Origin of the sequence: Comamonas sp. JUb58 (genome assembly GCF_004364775.1) — a bacterium.
GTDB lineage: Bacteria > Pseudomonadota > Gammaproteobacteria > Burkholderiales > Burkholderiaceae_C > Comamonas.
In genome coordinates, this window is record NZ_SOAL01000007.1 from 164,044 (window position 1) to 176,009 (window position 11,966).

An 11,966-nucleotide genomic window follows, 5' to 3' on the forward strand; every position below is an offset into this window, starting at 1 on the left:
TGCCAAATGCCAGAGACAAAGTTCAAAAATGGTAAAAATGACGGCAATGAGCGGCCATGTCCTACGATTTGCGCAAGCTAGTCGCGAGGGGGCTGCTCATCTTTGCTTACGATTTCCCCTTTTTTGCGACCGGCAAACATCGTCCACCAGACGATCGCCACCAGTATGACCAACGCCAATAGCGCTTCCAGCAATATCAGTCCCATCGGTATCCGCTCCTTACGTACGCTGTCGATGGCTGCGATTGTAGGAATTCTGGCCGCCTGCTCCAGCCAAGTCCCTTTGGACCAGCCGTCTTCGCCGACCACCCGCCCGCCGGTATCGGGCAGCATCGAGGTGCTGCCACCCGATGCCAATGAGCCGCTGCCCCCGGCGATCCAGCAGGCCAAGAGCCGCTGGATACCGGTGCACTGGTCGTCGGTGCCCGGGCTGGAGCAGGACAACCTGGCCGATGCCTGGAACGCCTGGATCAAGAGCTGCAGCCGCCCGCCCGCGCCCTTTGCGCAGTTCTGCTCCGAGGTGCGGCGCATGAGCCTGGCATCGACCGAAGAGCAGCGCGCCTGGATGGTGTCGCGCTTTCAGCCCTACCGCGTTGAATCGCTCGACGGCAATCCTGATGGCATGCTGACCAGCTATTTCGAGCCCATGCTCGATGGCACGCGCCAGCCCGGCAATGGCTATTCGATCCCGCTGTACCGCTCGCCGGCCTCGCTGGGATCGCGCAAGCCCTGGTTCAGCCGCCAGCAGATCGAGACCCTGCCGCAGGTGCAGGCCGAGCTGCAGGACAAGGTGATTGCCTGGGTCAACGACCCGGTGGATGCGATGGTGCTGCACATCCAGGGCTCGGGCCGCGTGCGCATCCAGGAGGCCGATGGCTCGGTGCGCCTGATCCGTGTGGCCTATGCCGCCACCAATGACCACCCCTACAAGAGCATTGGCAAGTGGCTGCTGGACCAGGGACTGGTGCGCGATGCCACCTGGCCGGGCATCAAGGCCTGGATTGCTGCCAACCCGACCCGGGTCAACGAGCTGCTCTGGAGCAACCCGCGCTATGTCTTCTTCAAGGAAGAGCCGCTGTCGCCACTGGATGCCGAGTTTGGCCCCAATGGCGCCCAGGGCGTGCCGCTGACGCCTGGCCGCTCGATTGCGGTGGACCGGGGCAGCATTCCCTACGGCACCCCCGTCTGGCTGTCGTCCACCGGCCCCACCGTGCAGCTCAACCGCCTGGTGATGGCGCAGGACACGGGCAGCGCCATCCTGGGTGCCGTGCGCGCCGACTACTTTGCCGGTTGGGGCCATGAGGCGGGCGATTTTGCCGGCAGGGTCAAGCAGCCGCTGCGGCTGTGGGTGCTGTGGCCTCGGGGCGTGGCCAAGCGCTGATTGCAGCGCATGATTTCCAGCCAGGCCAGCCGCGAGGCTGGCCTTTTGCATGGTGGCTACGAACTGCCTTGAACGCTTAAGGGTGCTTAACGCGAAGGTGTGCCCTTGGGGTTGGCCGTCATCGGCAGCGGCAGGGCGCTGCTGGATTTGACCTCGCCCAGCGAGAAGGTGGTGTGCACATCCTTCACATTGGGCAGGCGCAGCAGCACATTGCGGATAAAGCTGGAGAAGCTCTCCAGGTCCTTGGCCACCACCTGCAGCTCAAACGTGCCCGCGCCGCTGATGTAGTGGCAGGAGGTCACCTCGGGCAGCAAGCGGATCGATTCCTCCATGCGCAAGGTGATGTCGGCCGTGTTCTGCGCGGCATCGACACGCACAAAGGCCAGCACGCCCAGGCCGAGCTTGTGGCGGTCCAGGGTCGCGTGGTAGCCGGTGATGTAGCCGGCCTCTTCGAGCGCACGCACCCGGCGCCAGCAGGGCGCGGCCGACAGGCCCACGCGCTGGGCCAGCTCGGCATTCGTCAAACGGGCGTTTTTTTGCAGCTCGTAGAGGATGGCCCAGTCGAATTTGTCAATTTGGTTCATTTATCGCCATTATTGAGCAAGATTCTTTCAAATACTAGGTAAACCCCGGCAAGGAAAAGAATACTTTATTCTCGCTGCCCGTCATACACTGCAGCGATGAAAGCCAGGGTGTTTTGCCGTGGCTGCTGGACTTGGTTCCAGATTCTTATAACGCCCCACAATCCCGGACCTGCCACAAGCGGCCACCGGGTGCTCTCCTTAGGAGACAAGACGATGAATGCCTCATTCCCCGAGTCCGTCCGCAAAGCGCTAGAGACGGTAACGCTGGATGACAACCTGCAATGCAGGTTGCAACACAAGTATGCAGCGGGCGGCGCAGCCGCACGTGGCGTATTTGGCGACGAGCATGTTGGCCAAGGAGGTGTGTGATGAACGCTTCACTGCCTGAGTCGGTTCGCAAAGCGCTGGAAACCGTCACGCTCGACGACAAATACGCACTGGCGCATGGCCGTGCCTTCATGAGCGGGGTGCAAGCCCTTGTTCGCCTGCCCATGCTGCAGCGCCAGCGCGATGCCTTGCAGGGCCTCAACACCGCAGGCTTTATCAGCGGCTACCGCGGCTCGCCACTGGGCGGCTACGACCAGGCGCTGTGGGCGGCCAAGAAGCACCTCAAGGAAAACAACATCGAGTTCCAGCCCGGCGTCAACGAAGAGCTGGGCGCCACGGCGGTCTGGGGCACGCAGCAACTCGACCTGTACCCGCAGAGCAAGAAGTTCGACGGTGTCTTCGGCATCTGGTACGGCAAGGGCCCGGGCGTGGACCGCAGCGTGGACGTGTTCAAGCATGCCAACATGGCGGGCACGGCCAAGCACGGCGGCGTGATCGCGCTGGCCGGCGATGACCACATCAGCAAGTCCTCAACGGCGGCGCACCAGAGCGACCACATCTTCAAGGCCGTGGGTTCGCCGGTGTTCTTCCCCTCCAGCGTGCAGGACATCCTGGACATGGGCCTGCATGCTTTTGCGCTGAGCCGTTTCTCCGGCGTCTGGTCGGGCATGAAGACGATCCAGGCGATCGTGGAGTCCTCGGCCAGCGTCTCGGTGGACCCGGACCGGGTCAACATCATCACTCCCGATGACTTTGTGATGCCGCCCGGCGGCCTGCACATCCGCTGGCCCGATGCGCCGCTGGAGCAGGAAGCGCGCCTGATGGACTACAAGTGGTATGCGGCACTGGCCTATATCCGCGCCAACAAGCTCAACTACAACGTCATCTCCACCGCCAATGACCGCTTTGGCATCATCGCCAGCGGCAAGGCCTTCAATGACACGCGCCAGGCGCTGATCGACCTGGGCCTGGACGACGACACCTGCCGCCAGCTGGGCATCCGCCTGCACAAGGTCAACGTGGTCTGGCCGCTGGAGGCCTCCATCACCCGCGACTTTGCCATGGGCCTGCAGGAGATTCTGGTGGTCGAGGAAAAGCGCCAGATGATCGAGTACCAGCTCAAGGAAGAGCTGTACAACTGGCGCTCGGATGTGCGCCCCCATGTGCTGGGCAAGTTCGACGAGACCGATGGCGACCATTCCGGCGGTGAGTGGTCGGTGCCCAACCCCAGCGACCACTGGTTGCTGCGCCCCAAGGCCGACCTGACCCCGGCGCTGATTGCGCAGGCGCTGGCCAAACGCCTGAAGAAGCTGGGCGTGCCCGACGACATCGTGCGCCGCATGGATGCGCGCCTGCAGGTGATTGCTGCGCGTGAGCAGGGTTTGAAGGACAGCAAGCAGGAGTCGGTGGACCGTCTGCCCTGGTTCTGCAGCGGTTGCCCGCACAACACCAGCACCCGCGTGCCTGAAGGCAGCCGCGCCGTGGCCGGTATTGGCTGCCACTACATGGTCAACTGGATGCCGGACCGCAACACCAGCACCTTCACGCAGATGGGCGGCGAAGGCGTGACCTGGGTCGGCCAGGCGCCGTTCACCACCGACCAGCATATCTTCTCGAACCTGGGCGATGGCACCTACTTCCACAGTGGCCTGCTGGCCATCCGCCAGAGCATTGCCTCGGGTGTGAACATCACCTACAAGGTGCTCTACAACGATGCGGTAGCGATGACTGGTGGCCAGCGCGTGGGCGAGCGCCCCGAGGGCCACTCGGTGCTGCAGATCATGACCAGTCTCCTGTCCGAAGGGGTCAAGAAGCTGGTCATCGTGACCGATGAGCCGGAAAAATACCAGGGCGTGCAACTGGGCGCCGGTGTCACCGTGCACCACCGCGATGAGCTCGACCGCATCCAGCGCGAGTTCCGCGAGATCAAGGGCACAACGGCCATCATCTATGACCAGACCTGCGCGACCGAAAAGCGTCGCCGCCGCAAACGCGGCACGCTGGCCACGCCGGCCAAGACCGTCATCATCAACGAGGCGGTCTGCGAAGGCTGCGGCGACTGCTCGGTGCAGTCCAACTGCCTGTCGGTGGAGCCGGTGGAGACCGATTTTGGCCGCAAGCGCAAGATCAACCAAAGCACCTGCAACAAGGACTTCTCCTGCGTCAAGGGCTTCTGCCCGAGCTTTGTCACCATTGAAGGCGGCCAGCTCAAGAAAGCCAAGAAGGAGAAAAAGGGCGACATGGCGAAGCTGCCGGCCTTGCCCGATCCCGTCCTGCCCGTGGCCACCCAGGCCTGGGGCATCGTGGTGGCGGGTGTGGGCGGCACGGGTGTGATCACCATCGGCTCCTTGCTGGGCATGGCGGCCCACCTGGAGGGCAAGGGTGTGGTCACGCAGGATGCGGCTGGCCTGGCACAAAAGGGCGGCTCGACCTGGAGCCATATCCAGATCGCCAACTCGCCCAACGCCATCTACACCACCAAGGTGGACACGGCCAAGGCCGACCTGGTCATCGGCTGCGACCCCATCGTCGCGGCCAACAAGACCACCTTGGCAGCCATGCAGCAGGGCCGCACCTTTGTGGCGCTCAACACCCATGGCGCGCCCACGGCGGCCTTTGTGCACAACCCGAACTGGCAGTTCCCCGAGGCGGGCTGCGAATCGGCGATCCTGGCGGCCGTGGGCCAAGAGGGCGTGGGCATGTTCGATGCCGAGCACATTGCCACCCAGGCGCTGGGCGACAGCATCTACACCAACCCGCTGATCCTGGGCTATGCCTGGCAAAAGGGCCGGGTGCCGCTGTCCCATGCCGCGCTGATGCGGGCGATGGAGCTGAACGGCGTGCAGGTGGACAACAACAAGGCCGCGTTTGAGTGGGGCCGCCAGTGCGCTGCCCACCTGCCACAGGTGCAGGCCATGTTTGCCGCCCAGCAGGTGATCCAGCTGGTGAAGAAACCTTCCTTGCAGGAGCTGGTGGCCAAGCGCGTGGCTTTCCTGACCGACTACCAGGACAGCGCCTACGCAGCCGACTACCAGGCCTTTGTGGACAAGGTGCATGCGGCCGAGGCCAAGCTGGGCAGCAGCACGCGCCTGTCGCAAGCGGTGGCACGCTATCTGTTCAAACTGATGGCCTACAAGGACGAGTACGAGGTGGCGCGCCTGCACACCACGGCCGAGTTCATCGAGAAGATTGCCAGCATGTTTGAGGGCGACTACAAGATCGTGCACCACCTGGCGCCACCCACCACGGCCAAGCGCAATGACAAGGGTGAGCTGGTCAAGAAGGCCTATGGCGGCTGGATGCGCAAGGCCTTTGGCGTGATGGCGGGGCTCAAGGGCCTGCGCGGCGGTGCGCTTGATATCTTTGGCCGCACCGAAGAGCGCCGCACCGAGCGCGCGCTGATCCAGGAGTACCGCGCTTGCATCGAGGAGCTGCTGCAGGGCCTGAGCGCCGAGCGCCTGGCGCTGGCCGTCGAAATCGCCAGCATCCCCGAAGACATCCGCGGCTACGGCCATGTCAAGGAACGCCACCTGGCCGCTGCCCGTACCAAATGGCAGCAGCTGATGGCACGCTGGCATGCCCCTGCGGATGCGGGTGGTGCGGCATCGGTTGCGCCGCAGCCGGAACCGGCCCAGGTCTAACGCCTAAAGCCCAGCAAAGTGGTCTGCGAAGGCCGTCCAATCCAAGCCGCCTGTGCAAGATGCTAGGCGGCTTTTTTGTCAGCGCGGCTGGCTGGATGGCGTGACAAATTTGTCATATCACGCAGCTTTCGCAGGGCGGTCTCAGCACTTTTGCGCGCAATTACCATCTAAGCAGCGGTATTAGCCATAGTGGCTTCTACCAATGCGCTGGCATGAAAGCTGCTTAATTCCATGAAAACAACCGGAAAAACCAGAGGCATCCAAGGTATTGCCTGGGTGTTCGCAGAGGGGCACGCATACAATGCTTCTCTTTGGGCCTTGGTTTTGGTCAACCAGGCAAGGCCTGCATCCACGTTGGGAGCTTCATTTGTTTATCTCTTCTGCTTTTGCCCAGACCGCACCGGCTGCTGCTGCCTCCGGCGGCATGACCTCCACCCTCACCAGCATGCTGCCTTTGGTGCTGATGTTTGTGGTGCTGTATTTCCTGATGATCCGTCCTCAGATGAAGCGCCAAAAGGAAGCCCGTGCCATGATCGACGCGCTGGTGAAGGGCGACGAAGTGGCAACCAATGGTGGCCTGGTGGGCCGCGTGGTGGGTCTGGACGAACAGTTCCTGCAAGTAGAGTTGGCCCAAGGCGTCGTCGTGCAACTGCAGCGTGGTGCTGTGGTGCAGGTGCTGCCCAAGGGTACGCTGAAGTAATCCATCGTTGAAACAGCAATTGGCGCAGCATGGCTGCGCCTTCTATTTTGCGTAAGGTAAGAGCGCGATCATGAACCGTTATCCGGTCTGGAAGTACGCGATCATTGTGATCGCGCTTCTGGTAGGGGTTGTATACACCCTGCCCAACTTTTTTGGTGAGGCGCCTGCTGTCCAGGTGGCCTCGGTCAAGGCGACTGTCACGGTGGATTCTGCGTTGCAGCAGCGTGTGGAATCGGTGCTGGCCGATGCCGACGTCAAGCCGCTGAGCATCGCGCTGGAAAACGGCTCGATCCGCGCCCGCTTCGACAAGGAAGACGAACAGCTCAAGGCCAAGGGCGTGCTTGAGCGCGCACTGATCCCTGACAGCAACGACCCCTCCTATGTGGTGGCGCTGAACCTGATCTCCCGCTCGCCCGCCTGGCTCACCGCCCTGCATGCCAAGCCCATGTACCTGGGTCTGGACTTGCGCGGTGGCGTGCACTTCACGTTGCAGGTGGACATGCAGGCAGCGCTGACCAAGCGCACCGAAGCGCTGACCAGCGATGTGCGTCTGGCACTGCGCGACAAGAAGATTCGCCATGGCGGTGTGAACCGCGAAGGCCAGTCGCTGGAAGTGCGCCTGCAAGACGAGGCCACGGCCACGACGGTGCGTAACCTGATTGTGGACACCATGCCTGACCTGCAGGCCAACGTGGTCAGCACCGGCGGCGCCTATGTGGTGCGTGCCAACATCAAGCCTGAATCGCTGCGCAGCGTGCAAGAGCAAGCGCTCAAGCAGAACATCACCACCTTGCACAACCGTATCAATGAGCTGGGCGTTGCCGAGCCGGTGATCCAGCAGCAAGGCTCCGACCGCATCGTGGTGCAGCTGCCCGGTGTGCAGGATCCCGCACAGGCCAAGGACATCCTGGGCCGTACCGCGACCCTGGAAGTGCGCATGGTCGACGATAGCTCGGACGCGCGTGCCGCCGAAATGGGCGCTGGCCCCGTGCCTTTTGGCTCTGAAAAGTACAGCGACCCGCATGGCCAGTCCATCGTCGTGAAAAAGCAGGTCATCCTGACCGGCGAGAACTTGAACGATGCCCAACCCGGCTTTGACAGCCAGACCCATGAGGCCACCGTCAACCTGACCCTGGACGGCAAGGGCGCGAATATTTTCAAGGACGTGACGCGCGAGAACATTGGCAAGCGCATGGCCATCCTGCTGTTTGAAAAGGGCAAGGGCCAGGTCGTGACCGCACCGGTGATCCGCTCCGAAATCGGTGGCGGCCGCGTGCAGATCTCGGGCAGCATGACGACCAAGGAAGCCAGCGATACCTCGCTGCTGCTGCGCGCCGGCTCGCTGGCTGCGCCGATGGAGATCATCGAGGAATACACGATCGGCCCGAGCATGGGTAAAGAGAACGTGGAAGCCGGTATCAAGAGCATCGTGGGTGGTTTCATCGCGATCGCCGTCTTCATGTGCATCTACTACATGATCTTTGGCGTGGTCTCGACCATTGCGCTGGGCGTGAACGTCTTGCTGCTGCTGGCCATTCTGTCGATGCTGCAGGCCACCCTGACCCTGCCGGGCATTGCCGCTATGGCGCTGGCCATCGGTGTGGCCATTGACTCGAACGTGCTGATCAATGAACGGGTGCGCGAGGAATTGCGCGCCGGTGCGTCGCCGCAGGCGGCTATCCATGCCGGTTATGAACATGCCTGGCACACCATTCTGGACTCCAACGTCACTACCCTGATCGTGGGCCTGGCGCTGCTGGCCTTTGGCTCCGGCCCGGTGCGCGGCTTTGCCGTGGTGCACTGCATCGGCATTCTGACCAGCATGTTCTCGGCCGTGTTCTTCTCGCGTGGCCTGGTCAACCTCTGGTATGGCCGCCGCAAGAAGCTCAAGAGCGTGTCGATCGGCCAGGTCTGGAAGCCCGAGGGCGAAGACGTGCGCTCCGTGGCATCTGCTAAACGTTAAGGAGGAAGACCATGGAATTCTTCCGTATCAAAAAAGACATCCCTTTCATGAAATACGCGTTGGTGCTCAACGCGATTTCGGTCATCACTTTCGTGCTGGCGGTGTTCTTCCTGACCACCCGTGGCCTGCACCTGTCGGTGGAATTCACCGGCGGTACCGTCATGCAGGTGGCCTACGAGCAGCCCGCTGACGTGGGGAAGATCCGCGAACAGGTCGCCTCGCTTGGTTACCAGGACATCCTGGTGCAGAACGTGGGCAGCGCCGACCGCGTGATGATTCGCCTGCCTATCGAAAAAGGCGTGACCACGGCCCAGCAGGGCGAGAAGGTCATGGGCGTGCTCAAGGCAGCCGACCCGGGGGTGACCTTGCTGCGCAGCGAGTTCGTCGGCCCCTCGGTGGGTGAGGAACTGGTGCACGGCGGCCTGATGGCGCTGGGCGCCGTGGTGCTGGGCATCGTGATCTACCTGGCGATGCGCTTTGAGTGGAAGTTCGGTGTGGCTGCGGCCGTCGCCAACTTGCATGACGTGGTGATCATCCTGGGCTTCTTCGCCTTCTTCCAGTGGGAGTTCTCGCTGGCCGTGCTCGCCGGTGTGTTGGCGGTGCTGGGGTACTCGGTCAATGAATCGGTGGTGATTTTTGACCGGATCCGCGAGGCATTCCGCAAGTTCCGCAAGCTCAGCACGCCTGAAGTGATTGACCACGCCATCACCTCGACGATGAGCCGTACCATCATCACCCACGCGTCGACCGAAGCGATGGTGCTGTCGATGTTTCTTTTTGGCGGTGCCAGCTTGCATTACTTTGCGTTGGCGCTGACCATTGGTATTCTTTTTGGTATCTACTCCTCGGTGTTCGTGGCTGCGGCCATCGCCATGTGGCTGGGTGTCAAGCGAGAAGACTTGGTCAAGGTCAGCCAAAAGGACCTCGACCCGAACGACCCCAATGCCGGGGCTACGGTATAAAGCAAGACCGATAAAGGGATGGGATTTCTGTGGCTGTTGCACCTTCGCACCATCGCACCTGGCAAAAAAAGCTCGCCCGTGAAGCGCGGCTGAGATTTGTCGGTGGCTTGTGCGTGGGTCTGCCTGGGGTGGCGGCGCGCCTGCGTGCTGAGCTGCTCCAGATCATGGCGCGGCCCAGCACCGATCCCGCCCGCTCGCATGTGGCGCTGTCCGCCGCCATTGCCGAGTTTGACAGCCGCCAGCAAGCCTGGCTGGACAGCGCCAACAAGCTGCTGCGCCAAAGCCTGCTGGCAGGCGAGCCGGCTCCCGAGCCGATAGCCGCACCTCCCACCATCACCAGCTTTGAGCTGGTCAGCAACGAAGCCATCGAAGGCCGCATCATCGCATCGCGCCTGGCTGCCTTGCTGCTGGAACTGGTAGCGCTGGAGCTGGACAGCGTGCGCCGCGTGACCCAATTCCTGGAAGACCAGGAGCTGGGCCCCGCCGATGCGCTGCGCCCCGAGACCTGGTGCCTGCGCCTGATCGAGGCCTGGGAAGCCGCCGGCCTCAGCCGCAAGACCCTGGACCTGCTCTGGACGCCGATGCTCGAAGCGCTGGCGCCCCTGGGCATCAGCGGCTACACCGCCGTGGGGCGCTTCTATGACGAACAAGGCGCAGCGACTGAAGACGAGCTGCGCAGCTACCGCATCAAACGCACTGAAAGCGAACGCCATGCGCCGGCCGCTGCAGCTGTGGCTGCTGCCGCCGCGCATCCGATGGGTGGCATGGCCGCTGCCCAAGCCGCAGCTGCTGCGGCTGGCGCCGCCTCGGGAGCTGCCAGCATGCCCTCGGGCTTGATGCCGGCCGGCGGTGCAGCCCCCGGCTTGCTGGCCATGGGCGCCGCCCGCCAGAAGAACCAGGGCGTGCTGGCGCAGCTGCGTGGCTTTTTGCAGAACGTGGCCGGTGGCCGCTCTAATGGCGGTCCGACATCGGTGCGTGCCTCCCTCGGCGAGGCCGGTGGCTATGTGATCTCGCCAGCGCTGCAGCATGCGCTGGTGTCGCCGCCTACGGCGATCCAGTCGGCCTGGTTCCATACCGCGCCGGCCGATGACGATTATGACGCCGTCCAGGTGGTGGCGCCGGTGGCGCTGGCGGTGCGCCAGCAGTCCTCGGCACTCAAGAGCGTGGCCTCGTCCGACGAGGAAAAGGCGATCATCGAGATCATCGCCTTGATGTTCCAGAGCATCCTGAACGAAGACCGCATCCCGGCCGGTATCCGCATCTGGTTTGCGCGCCTGCAGGTGCCGGTGCTGCGCGTGGCGCTGGCCGAGCCCGCCTTCTTCAACGACACGGAACACCCGGCACGCCAGCTGATCGACCGCATGGGTGCCTGCGTGCTGGGCTTTGAGGCCGCTGCACTCAATGGCACCACCTTGGAAGCCGAGGTCAAGCGGGTGGTGCAGGTCATCGAGCAGTACCCGGACACCGGCAGCCGCGTGTTCCAGCTGGTGCTCAAGGAATTCCAGAAATTCCTCGAAAAGAACCTGACTGGCCAGACCGCCACCGCGCGCGAGCTGGTCAGCCTGGCCCAGCAGATCGAGCAAAAGGAAACGCTGGCCATCCAGTACACCATCCAGCTGCGCGACATGCTGCTGGAGATGCCGGTGGACAGCGATGTGCGGGAGTTCCTGTTCAAGCAGTGGTCCGATGTGCTGGCGATGTCGGCCATCCGCTTTGGCGCCGAGCACGAGAACACGCAAAAATTCAAGAAGGCTGCGCTGGACCTGGTCTGGTCGGCATCTGCCAAGCCCAGCAAGGAAGAGCGCGCCCGGGTGATCCGCCAGCTGCCGCTTTTGCAAACCGTGCTGCGCCAGGGCCTGACCTTATCCAATATGGTGGGCGAGCGCCAGGACGAGATGATCAAAAGCCTGATGGACATCGTGGCCGAGGCCTTCCTGGCCAAGACCAATGAGATCCCGCAGGAGCGCATCATTGCGCTGGCAGAGCGCCTGGCCCACCTCGAAGACGCGCTCGACGAGGTCGTAACCGAGGAATACCCGCTCAGCGCCGAGAGCATCGAGCTGATGCTGGGCATCGATACCAGCAGCATCCAGGTGATTGCCGACGATGGTGCGCTGGTGCAGCCCGAGGTGCTGGAGTGGGCGAAGAACCTGTCGCTGGGCAACTGGTTCCTGCTGGACCACAATGCCAGCCTGCTGCAGGTGCAGTATGTCTGGCACAGCCAGCACAAGCAGCTGCAGCTGTTTGCGGCGCTGAGCGGCTCCTGCTTCCTCTTCCAGATGCGGCGCATGGGGCACTACCTGCAAGCCGGCCTGCTGCTGCCGCGCGATGCCGAAGGCATCACCGCCCGCGCCGCGCGCGATGCGCTGGCCAAGATCGAGGCCAACCCCGAGCGGCTGCTGCAGTAAT

8 protein-coding genes are annotated in these 11,966 nt (G+C 63.1%); 7 read left to right on the forward strand and 1 reads right to left on the reverse strand.

The window, feature by feature from the left end:
• Positions 1–165: 165 nt before the first annotated feature.
• The gene (locus EDF71_RS09450) at positions 166–1,380 is read left to right on the forward strand and encodes an MltA domain-containing protein (RefSeq protein ID WP_133856322.1); all 1,215 of its coding nucleotides are present in this window, start codon (positions 166–168) and stop codon (positions 1,378–1,380) included.
• 86 nt (positions 1,381–1,466) lie between these two features.
• Here the strand turns inward: EDF71_RS09450 and EDF71_RS09455 are convergent, their stop codons facing one another.
• Positions 1,467–1,964, reverse strand: coding sequence for an Lrp/AsnC family transcriptional regulator (locus EDF71_RS09455; protein WP_133856323.1), 498 nt, complete (start codon positions 1,962–1,964; stop codon positions 1,467–1,469).
• A gap of 213 nt (positions 1,965–2,177) precedes the next feature.
• Here EDF71_RS09455 and EDF71_RS24975 point away from each other — a divergent pair, with 213 nt between their 5' ends.
• The 6 genes from EDF71_RS24975 to EDF71_RS09480 all read left to right on the forward strand — a co-directional run bounded on the left by EDF71_RS24975 (position 2,178) and on the right by EDF71_RS09480 (position 11,965).
• Positions 2,178–2,333 (forward strand): hypothetical protein, encoded by a 156-nt coding sequence (locus EDF71_RS24975; protein ID WP_166656499.1) that lies wholly within the window; start codon positions 2,178–2,180, stop codon positions 2,331–2,333.
• On the forward strand, positions 2,333–5,932 hold the full coding sequence (locus tag EDF71_RS09460; RefSeq protein WP_133856324.1) for an indolepyruvate ferredoxin oxidoreductase family protein: 3,600 nt from the start codon (positions 2,333–2,335) through the stop codon (positions 5,930–5,932). Before EDF71_RS24975 ends, EDF71_RS09460 begins: the two co-directional genes overlap by 1 nt.
• Positions 5,933–6,299: 367 nt before the next feature.
• The gene (yajC, locus tag EDF71_RS09465; protein WP_021026469.1) at positions 6,300–6,632 is read left to right on the forward strand and encodes a preprotein translocase subunit YajC; all 333 of its coding nucleotides are present in this window, start codon (positions 6,300–6,302) and stop codon (positions 6,630–6,632) included.
• A gap of 70 nt (positions 6,633–6,702) precedes the next feature.
• Positions 6,703–8,595: a protein translocase subunit SecD gene (gene secD, locus EDF71_RS09470; protein WP_133856325.1), complete on the forward strand. Its 1,893-nt coding sequence runs from the start codon at positions 6,703–6,705 to the stop codon at positions 8,593–8,595.
• A gap of 11 nt (positions 8,596–8,606) precedes the next feature.
• On the forward strand, positions 8,607–9,557 hold the full coding sequence (gene secF / locus EDF71_RS09475) for a protein translocase subunit SecF (protein WP_133856326.1): 951 nt from the start codon (positions 8,607–8,609) through the stop codon (positions 9,555–9,557).
• 29 nt (positions 9,558–9,586) lie between these two features.
• Complete coding sequence (locus EDF71_RS09480; RefSeq protein WP_133856327.1) at positions 9,587–11,965, forward strand: DUF1631 family protein; 2,379 nt, start codon at positions 9,587–9,589, stop codon at positions 11,963–11,965.
• The last annotated feature ends 1 nt before the right edge of the window (position 11,966 follow it).